General features: G+C 67.9%; 8 protein-coding genes. 4 read left to right on the forward strand and 4 right to left on the reverse strand.

The window, feature by feature from the left end:
- The first annotated feature begins 157 nt into the window (after positions 1–157).
- Positions 158–1,342, forward strand: a complete 1,185-nt coding sequence (locus AC1D2K_RS22805) for a serine hydrolase (protein WP_478091195.1) — start codon at positions 158–160, stop codon at positions 1,340–1,342.
- Between the two features lie 81 nt (positions 1,343–1,423).
- Here the strand turns inward: AC1D2K_RS22805 and AC1D2K_RS22810 are convergent, their stop codons facing one another.
- Genes AC1D2K_RS22810 through aat form a run of 3 tightly spaced genes read right to left on the reverse strand, consistent with a single transcriptional unit; the run spans position 1,424 to position 3,747 of the window.
- A complete protein-coding gene (locus tag AC1D2K_RS22810; RefSeq protein WP_478091196.1) occupies positions 1,424–2,218 on the reverse strand; it encodes an IclR family transcriptional regulator in 795 nt (264 codons plus the stop codon).
- Between the two features lie 30 nt (positions 2,219–2,248).
- A complete protein-coding gene (locus AC1D2K_RS22815) occupies positions 2,249–2,998 on the reverse strand; it encodes an arginyltransferase (RefSeq protein ID WP_478091198.1) in 750 nt (249 codons plus the stop codon).
- On the reverse strand, positions 2,995–3,747 hold the full coding sequence (gene aat / locus AC1D2K_RS22820; RefSeq protein WP_478091199.1) for a leucyl/phenylalanyl-tRNA--protein transferase: 753 nt from the start codon (positions 3,745–3,747) through the stop codon (positions 2,995–2,997). The genes AC1D2K_RS22815 and aat overlap by 4 nt, the downstream gene beginning before the upstream one ends.
- 111 nt (positions 3,748–3,858) lie before the next feature.
- Between aat and AC1D2K_RS22825 the strand changes: the two genes are divergently transcribed.
- On the forward strand, positions 3,859–6,207 hold the full coding sequence (locus AC1D2K_RS22825; RefSeq protein ID WP_478091201.1) for a xanthine dehydrogenase family protein molybdopterin-binding subunit: 2,349 nt from the start codon (positions 3,859–3,861) through the stop codon (positions 6,205–6,207).
- 105 nt (positions 6,208–6,312) lie between these two features.
- Here AC1D2K_RS22825 and pobA read toward each other — a convergent pair whose 3' ends face one another.
- Positions 6,313–7,494 (reverse strand): 4-hydroxybenzoate 3-monooxygenase, encoded by a 1,182-nt coding sequence (pobA, locus tag AC1D2K_RS22830; RefSeq protein ID WP_478091202.1) that lies wholly within the window; start codon positions 7,492–7,494, stop codon positions 6,313–6,315.
- A gap of 122 nt (positions 7,495–7,616) precedes the next feature.
- On the opposite strand from pobA, the gene AC1D2K_RS22835 reads away from it, so the two are divergent.
- Together AC1D2K_RS22835 and AC1D2K_RS22840 are read left to right on the forward strand one after the other, a co-directional pair.
- Positions 7,617–8,387, forward strand: coding sequence for an IclR family transcriptional regulator domain-containing protein (locus AC1D2K_RS22835; RefSeq protein WP_478091203.1), 771 nt, complete (start codon positions 7,617–7,619; stop codon positions 8,385–8,387).
- Positions 8,388–8,428: 41 nt separating this feature from the next.
- The coding region (locus AC1D2K_RS22840) for a response regulator transcription factor (RefSeq protein ID WP_478091205.1) at positions 8,429–9,017 on the forward strand (589 nt) is incomplete at its 3' end.

Here is a 9,017-nt window from a genome sequence, read left to right on the forward strand (position 1 = left end):
AGTTACAGAGCCAAGCTGAGAGAGTTGCTGCACAAGGTTAGGTTTTACGGTGCTCCTTGTTTTCGATTGAAGAAGAGGGTGCAAGTAACTGATATTGCGTGTCTTTTTTGATTTCGATACACTGTGGTGACCTTTTGTCGCCGCTGGAGAATATTAAATGTCTGAAGCCCGTTCCTACCGAGTTTCCAGCCAGCGGTTCCTTCCCGCCCTTCGCCTCGCCGCCGTCGTGCTCTGCGCCACGGCGTTTTTCTTGCCCGGCGCGAACGCCGCGACGGAATCGAAGAAAGCTTCCAAGAAGACGTCGGTGAGCGAGGATGCGAAGCGAAAAGCAGCGCCCTCGGCCGCGGCTTCGAAGCGCGGGGCAGGCTCCAGGCAAGTCGCGACGGTTGACAAAGCCGACAAGGTGGTGAGTGGCGGGCGCAACGTGGTCGCATCGATCCGGCAGAAAAACGGCCGGACCGTCGTCGCCGTGCAGCGCCGTTCGATCGTCCGTGTGGTGGACGCCACGCCGGCGCGCCAATCCTTCGGCCAGATGGCCGGGCTGCACAGCACGGAAGACGCGCTCGACCTGAAGTCCAGCGTGGCCCTGGTGATCGACCAGGATACCCAGGAAGTCCTGTTCAGCAAGAACGACCATGCGGTGCTGCYGATCGCGTCGCTGACCAAGCTCATGACCGGTCTCCTGATCAGCGAGGCCAAGCTGCCGTCGGATGAACTGATCACGATCACGCAGGACGATGTCGACACCGAGAAGGGAAGCCGCTCGCGCCTGAACATCGGCACCATGCTGCCGCGTGGCGAATTGCTGCACCTGGCCCTCATGTCGAGCGAGAACCGCGCCGCCCATGCGCTGGGCCGCACCTATCCCGGCGGGCTGGCCACGTTCGTGAGCGTCATGAATGCCAAGGCCAAGATGCTCGGCATGAAGGACACGCGCTACGTCGAGCCGACCGGCCTCTCGAGCCGCAACCAGTCGAGCGCCCAGGATCTGGCGTTGCTGGTGAACGCCGCCTATGCCGACGCCACCGTGCGTCAGCTCTCGACCTCGCCGGAATATCAGGTGGAAGTCGGCAACCGCGTGCTGCAGTTCAACACCACCAACCGGCTCGTCAAGAGCCCTGATTGGGACATCGGCGTCCAGAAGACCGGCTACATCTCCGAAGCCGGTCAATGCCTGGTGATGCAGACCAAGATCGCCGGCCGCAAGCTGATCATGGTGTTCCTCGATTCGGCCGGCAAGCTCAGCCGCATCGGCGACGCCGAACGCGTTCGCCGCTGGGTCGAAGCCACCTCCCGCGCCAACCCCGGCCTGCAGCAGAGCTTCGCGCACGCTGCGAGCTGAGGGCGGGGGAGCGGGGTCTTCTGATCAGTTGAGGGCAGAGCAAGAACTGCTGCGCAGTTTCTTGGTCTGCCCCGCAATGTCTCAGGCGGCCGCCGGCTGGTCGGCCTTGAAGCCGAGCGCGCTGGAGATCTCGTTGGCTGTGGCCTGAAGTTTCGGCAGCCAGCCCTCGTCCAGCCGGTCGGCCGGTGCCGAGATCGACAGCCCGGCGACCAGCCTTCCCTGATCGTCGTAGATGCCGGCGGCCATGCAGCGCACGCCGAGTTCGAGTTCCTCGTTGTCCCGCGCGATGCCGTACTGGCGGGCCTTCGACAACTCGCGCTCCAGCGCCGGCAGCTGCGTGATGCTGTTGCGCGTGTGGCCGGCCAGCCCGGTGCGGGTGGCATAGCTGCGGATGCGCTGCGGCTCGTCCGCCGCCAGGAACAGCTTGCCGGTGGAGGTCAGGTGCAGCGGGGCGCGGCCGCCGATGGCGCGCACCACCTGCATGCCGGAACGCTCGCTGTAGGCGCGCTCGATGTAGACGATCTCGTCACCCTGGCGCATGCTGAGATTCACTGGCTGCTGGGTCAGCTTGTGCAGCTCGCGCATCGGCGTCAGCGCGGCGTCGCGCACGTTGAGCCGCCCCTTGACCAGGTTGCCGAGTTCGAGCAGGCGCATGCCGAGCCGGTAGCTGCCGGCCTCGGGACGGTCGACGAAACGGCCGACCGCCAGGTCGTTGAGGATCCGGTGGGTGGTGGATGGGTGCAGCCCCGTCTTTTCGCTGATCTCCTTGAGGGAAATCGCTTCTTCACGGGACGCCAGCACGTCGATGAGCGAGAACATCCGCTCGATGACCTGGATCACGGGCGTGGCTGGAACGTCGGATTGTGGTTTTCTCATGTGCAACGCGGTTGAAGGCCGGTCGACATTTTACTTGGTGAAATGGGTGGGTGCCTGCCAGCGCCCGTCGATCAGCACTTCATGCGGTGCATAGCGGGCCTTGTAGGTCATCTTGGAACTGCCTTCGATCCAGTAGCCGAGGTAGACGTGAGGCAGCTCGAGCTGGCGTGCCTGGTCGATCTGCCACAGCACGCTGTAGTTGCCATAGCCCGCGCCCGGCTCGGGCTCGTAGAAGGTGTAGACCGCCGACAGCCCGTCGTTCAGCACGTCGAGGATCGACACCATCTTGAGCGCGCCGGCGCTGCCGTCTGGCAGCGTCTCGCGGAACTCCACGAGCCGCGAGTTGACCCGGCTCTGCAGCAGGAACTGGGTGTACTGGTCGATGCTGTCGTGGTCCATGCCGCCGCCCGAGTGACGGCCGTTCTGGTAGCGCAGGTAGAGCTGGTAGTGCTCGGGCACGAAGCACAGCTTGAGCACCCGCGCCTGCAGGCCGGCATGACGCGACCGGGCTCGGCGCTGGCTGCGGGTGGGCTTGAATTCGTTGACCAGCACGCGCAGCGGCACGCAGGCGCTGCAGCCATCGCAATAGGGCCGGTAGGTGAACATGCCGCTGCGCCGGAAGCCGTTCAGCACCAGGTCCGAGTAGGCGTCGTTGTGGATCAGGTGGCTGGGCGTGGCGACCTGCGAACGTGCCTGCYGGTCCGGCAGATAGCTGCACGGATAGGGCGCCGTTGCGTAGAACTGCAGCGTGTGGAGCGGGAGATCCTTGAGGTGCGTCACGTCGGGAAGGAGGTTCGCGCGGGCAGGAGTTCGGTCCAGTATACGGGCTCGAAGCGCCAACGAGGGGCGCTCAGCGTGCGGGCGTGGGCGACGTGCGACACGAAGTCCTCGCGCGGCATTTCGCGGGCGCCGAGGCTGGTGAGATGGCTGGTCTTCTGCTGGCAGTCGATCATCGCGAGCCCGTGCCGTCGGCAGAACGCGACCAGCGCCGCCAGCGCGATCTTGGAGGCATCGGGCCGGCGCGTGAACATCGATTCGCCGAACACCGCGCGCCCGATCGCGACGCAGTAGAGGCCGCCCGCGAGTTCGCCGTCGATCCAGGTCTCGACGCTGTGGGCATGTCCGGCACGGTGCAGTGCGGTGTAGGCGGCCACCATCTCGGGCAGGATCCAGGTGCCGGACTGGCCGGCCCGGGGGGCCTTCGAGCAGGCCGAGATCACGGCTTCGAAGCCATGGTCGATGCGGATCTCGCAGCCCCCGGCGAGCCGGAAGCGCTCGAGCGTCTTGCGCAGCGACCGGTGCAGCGCGAAGCGCGAGACATCGAGCACCATGCGCGGATCGGGACTCCACCAGAGGATGGGCTGGCCCTCGCTGAACCACGGGAAGATGCCGCTGCGGTAGGCCTGCAGCAGGCTGGCGACATCCAGTCCTCCGCCGGCCGCCAGCAGGCCGGGCACGGGGTCGGATTCGCCCCAGGCGAGGGCGGCATCGGGCAGGGGGTCACCGGGGTCGAGCCAGGGCAGTTGCATGGTCGAAGGTATACACGGCTTCGAGGCTCTCGGCATGGCCGCATGCCGAATGCTCCGGAAGCCCATATAGTCGTTGTCGCGCTTGCGAAGAAATGATCAAGACAAAGGACCATGGTGACTACTGACACGAACCCCATGCGCTTCGGCAGCGGCCAGGCCGTCAGGCGGCTGGAAGACGAGAAGCTGCTGGCCGGCACCGGCCGCTACACCGACGACTTCACCCTGCCGGGCCAGACCTGGCTGTGTTTCGTGCGTTCCCCGTATCCGCACGCCCGGCTGGCGTCGGTCGACACCGCGGCCGCCGCCGCCATGCCTGGCGTGGTGGGCGTTTTCACGGGCGCCGATCTGGCCGGGGCCGGCGTCAAGCCGATGCCGGGCGCCGCGGCCTTCAAGCGCGCCGATGGCGCCGATTGCGCGACGCCGCCGCGCCATGTGCTGGCGCTCGACCGGGTCCGTTTCGTGGGCGAGCCGGTGGCGATGGTGATCGCCGAAACGGCTTCGCAGGCGCGCGACGCGGCCGAGGCGGTGATGGTCGACTACGAGTCGCTGCCGATGGTGGTCGACCTCCAGGGCGCCATCGCCGAGGGCGCGGTTCAGGTCTGGGAACCGGCCACCGGCAACATCGCCGCCGAGATGCGCCACGGCAGTGCCGAGGCGACCGCCGCGGCCTTCGCCAAGGCCAGCCACGTGGTGGCGCTCGACGTCGTCAACCAGCGGGTGGTCGCGCTCACGATCGAGCCGCGCACCGTGCTGGCCGACTTCGACGCCGCCTCCGACCGGATCACGATCCGCATGAGCACGCAGATGCCCTCGGGTGTGCGCGACTCGGTATGCGACGCGATCGGTCTCGCGAAGCAAAAAGTGCGGGTGGTTGTGGGCGATGTCGGCGGCGGTTTCGGCATGAAGACCGGCGCCTATCCCGAGGACATCGCGATCGCCTTCGCGGCGCGGGCGCTGCGCCGGCCGGTCAAGTGGGTGGCCGATCGCAGCGAGGAGTTCATTTCGACCTCGCATGGCCGAGACATCGAGGCCCGGGCCGAACTCGCATTGGCCGCCGACGGCAAGATCCTCGGCCTGCGCATCAAGACCCACGCGAATGTCGGCGCCTACGCGACCGGTACCGGGGTCGCGATCCAGCTCCTGATCGGCCCCTGGGTCCAGACCAGCGTCTACGACATCCAGACCATCGATTTCCACTTCAAGGCGGTGCTGACACACACCGCGCCGACAGGTGCCTACCGCGGCGCCGGCCGGCCCGAGGCGATCTACACCATCGAGCGGCTGATGGACGAGGCCGCGCGCCAGACCGGCATCGACCGGATCGAACTGCGCCGGCGCAACTTCATCCGTCCGGAGCAGATGCCCTACACCAACCCGATGAAGCAGGTCTACGACACCGGCGCCTTCGAATCGGTGATGGACCAGGCGCTGGCGCTGGCCGACTGGCAGGGCTTCGAGGCCCGGGCCGCCGAATCGAGGAAGCAGGGGCGGGTGCGAGGCCTCGGCATCGCCACCTTCCTCGAATGGACCGGCGGCAACGTGTTCGAGGAGCGCGTCACGGTCTCGGTGCGGCCCGACGGCATCATCGAGGTGTTCTCGGCGGTCAACGCCATGGGACAGGGGATCGCGACCACGCTGGCGCAGCTGGTGGTGGACGCCTTCGGCGTGCCGATCGAGCAGGTGCACATCGTGCTGGGCGACACCGACCGCGGCGACGGCTTCGGCAGCGCCGGGTCGCGCTCGCTGTTCACCGGCGGCTCGGCGGTGCGGGTCGGCGCCGAGCGCACCATCGACAAGTGCCGTGAACTGGCCGCCAAGGAACTCGAGGTGGCCGCCGCCGACATCGACTACGCCGCCGGTGTCTTCAAGGTGGCGGGCACCGACCTTCAGCTCGACCTGTTCACGCTGGCCGGCAAGCAGCCGGAAGGGGAGATCTTCGTCGACTCGACCAGCACCGTCTCGGGCCCGACCTGGCCCAACGGCTGCCACATCACCGAAGTCGAACTCGATCCGCCGACCGGCGAGATCAGCGTGCTGAGCTACGCCTCCGTCAACGATGTCGGCCGCGTGGTCAATCCCCTGATCGTGCGCGGCCAGCTCGAAGGCGGCGCAGTGYAGGGCATCGGCCAGGCGCTGTGCGAGCGGGTGGTCTACGACGCCGAGACCGGCCAACCGCTGACCGGCAGCCTGATGGACTACGCGGCGCCGCGCGCCGACATCATCGGCACGATGTTCCGCATGGAGATGGACGAGTCGACGCCGTGCAAGAACAACCCGCTGGGCGTGAAGGGCGTCGGCGAGCTCGGCACCATCGGCGCCACGCCGGCGGTGGTGAACGCAGTCGCGGACGCCCTGGCGCGCAACGGCATGGCCGGGCGGGCGCCGCACCTGGACATGCCGCTGACGCCGGACCGGGTCTGGCAGTTGATGCAGGCGGAAACCTTGGACCACCCCCGATAGCGCCTGCGGCGCCCCCCTCAAAGGGGCGATGCCAGCGGCCCGGCGAAGCCGGTTCCGCGGCATCCCTGGAAGGGGCCGAGTCCGTTTGGACGCAGCTTTGAAGCGCTAGAAATTCTCGAGCGGCAGCCCGACGTAGTTCTCGGCCAGCGAGGTCGAGGCGGCGCGGGAGTGCACCAGGTAGTCGAGCTCGGCTTCCTGGATCTTCTGGCCAAACTCGCCGGTGTCCGGAAAACGGTGCATCAGCGAGGTGAACCACCACGAGAAGCGCTCGGCCTTCCAGACCCGGCGCAGGCAGAGATCGGAGTAGCGGTCGAGCGCTGAGGCCGATTTCTCGCGGTAGAAGATCTCCAGCGCGCGCGACAGGTAGCCGACGTCGGCGGTCGCCAGGTTCAAGCCCTTGGCCCCGGTGGGCGGCACGATGTGGGCCGCATCGCCGGCCAGAAAGAGGCTCCCGAAGCGCATCGGCTCGGCGACGAAGCTGCGCAGCGGCGCGATGCTCTTCTCGAGCGAAGGCCCGGTCACGAGGCGTTCGCGCGCTTCCGGGTCGAGCCGCAGGCGCAGCTCGTTCCAGAAGGCCTCGTCGCTCCAGTTCTCGACTTTCTCCTCGGTCGGCACCTGCACGTAGTAGCGGCTGCGGGTGGCGCTGCGCATGCTGCACAGGGCAAAGCCGCGCGAGGTGTTGGCGTAGATCAGCTCGTGCGACACCGGCGGCACGTCGGCCAGCACGCCGAGCCAGCCGAAGGGGTAGATCTTCTCGTAGGTGTGAAGCGCCTCGGCCGGCACGCTGGCACGGCTGACCCCGTGGTAGCCGTCGCAGCCGGCGATGAAGTCGCATTCGATTTCGTGCGTGGCGCCGTCCTTCTCGTAGCGTACGCGGGGCCGGGCGCCGTCGAAGTCGTGCAGGCTGACCGAGGATGCGCTGTAGATCGTCGTGAGCCCTTCGGCCTGGCGCGCCTCCATCAGGTCGCGCGTCACCTCGGTCTGGCCGTAGACCGTGACCTGCTTGCCGTCCGTCAGGCCGTGCATGTCGATGCGGTGCCGGGCGCCCTTGAACAGCAGCTCGATGCCCTCGTGCGGCAGCCCCTCGGCCTTGGCCCGCCTGTCGACGCCGGCGCGCGCCAGCAGGTCCATCGTGATCTGCTCGAGCACGCCGGCCCGGATGCGTCCCAGCACGTAGTCGCCGGTCTGGCGCTCGATGATGACGTTGTCGATGCCGGCCTTGTAGAGCAGTTGGCCGAGCAAAAGGCCGGCGGGGCCTGCGCCGATGATGGCGACTTGTGTTCGCATGCGTGTCTCCTGTTGCGGTTTCGGGCAAGCGTAGGGCGGTCAGGCCGATCCGGGGTGCCGCGATGCGCGGCTCTGTGCGATCATGAAACCACCTGCGCGATGATCGCGCAACAGTTCGTTCCATGACCATTGCAAAAGCAGACTTCATCGAGGGCATCGCCAAGGGCATGGCCGTGCTCGAGAGCTTCGACACCGAGCGCCAGCGGCTCAACGCCACCCTGGCGGCCGAGCGCGCTGGCCTGACCCGTGCGGCCGCCCGGCGGCACCTGCTGACGCTGGCCCACCTGGGCTACCTCGAGACCGACGGCAGCTACTTCTGGATGGCGCCCAAGGTGCTGCGCTTCTCGGGCAGCTACCTGGCCTCGTCGCGGCTGCCGCGGGCGCTGCAGCCGACCCTGAACCGGCTCGCGGCGCAAACGCAGGAGTCGTTCTCGGCCGTGGTGCTCGACGGCGAGGAGGTGGTCATCGTCGCGCGCAGTGGCAGCTACGGAGCGCCGACGCGCGTGCTGGCCTACGGCCTGCATCTCGGTGCCCGGCTGCCGGCCCATGCGACCTCGACCGGCCGGGTGCTGCTGGCCGCACTGAGCCCGGCCCAGCTCACGCAGTGGCTCAAGGCCCGGCGGCTGTCGCGGCTGACGCCCCAGACCATCACCCAGGCACGCCTGCTGCGACAGTGCATCGCGCAGGCGCGCAAGGACGATTTCTGCTTCGCCAGCGAGGAACACGAACTCGGCGTGCAGGCGTTGGCGGTGCCGCTGCGCGACATGCAGGGGCGCACCGTGGCGGCGCTCAACGTGGTGCTGTCCGGCGGCCGGCATCAGGAGGAGGCCCTGCGCCGCGACCTGCTGCCGCTCCTGTTCGAGGCGGCGCGAGAGGTCAGGGCGCTGTTGTGAGCCGCTACCATCTCGGGCAGCCCAACACGGATCAATGAACCATGCGACTGCTGCTGCTCGAAGACGACGTGATGATCGGCGAAGCCGTGCTCGACCTGCTGCGCGCGGAGCGGTACGCGGTCGACTGGGTCAAGGACGGCGACGCCGCCGACACCGCGCTGCGCACCCAGCAATACGACCTGGTGCTGCTCGACCTCGGCGTGCCGCGGCGCGACGGCCTGGAGGTGCTGCGCGCCCTGCGCGCCCGCAAGCAGCGCATGCCGGTGCTGATCGCGACCGCGCGCGACTCGGTCCAGCAGCGCATCGAGGGGCTCGATGCCGGCGCCGACGACTACGTGCTCAAGCCCTATGACCTCGACGAGCTGCTGGCGCGGATCCGGGCGCTGCTGCGGCGCGCCTCGGGTCGGGCCGAGCCAGTCTATGAACACATGGGCGTGAGCGTCAATCCGGCCACGCGCGAGGTCACGGTGGGCGGCCGGCCGGTGCTGCTTTCGGCGCGCGAATGGGCGGTGCTCGAATCGCTGCTGGCCCGGCCCGGCATGGTGCTGTCGCGGGCCCAGCTCGAGGAGAAGCTCTACAGCTGGAAGGACGAGATCAGCAGCAATGCGGTCGAGGTCTACGTGCATGGGC

This window comes from Variovorax sp. P1_H12_2 (genome assembly GCF_056405335.1).